At 69.1% G+C, this 309-nt stretch carries 1 protein-coding gene; it reads right to left on the bottom strand.

Annotation, left to right across the window (positions count from 1 at the left end; translation table 11 throughout):
- Positions 1–309, bottom strand: a 309-nt coding sequence (locus AC1D34_RS38400; protein ID WP_476827127.1) for a beta-barrel domain-containing protein, incomplete at both ends; no start/stop codon positions are given.

Here is a 309-nt window from a genome sequence, read left to right as displayed (position 1 = left end):
GCGAAGGGTTTCGTCAGGAACGAGAGCGCGGTGCGTTCCTCGGTGGTGATGAAGACCTCGACCGGCATTCCGGGCTGGAGCTTGCGGTCGCCGAGGGCGGCGACGAGATCGCCGTCGATCTGGATCTCGCCGGTGTAGAAATTGGCGCCGGTGGTGGGGTCGCGGGTGGTCGCCGGGGAGAGATGGCTGACGGTGCCCGGCAGCTCCGGGGTCGMRTTCTTGGCGAAGGCGGAGAAGCGCAGGCGGGCGGGCTGGCCCGGCCTGACCTGGTCGATATCCGTCGGCGCGATCCTGACCTCGACGGTGAGC

This window comes from Allobosea sp. P1_A7 (assembly GCF_056406775.1).
This window is presented reverse-complemented; position numbering and strand designations above follow the sequence as displayed.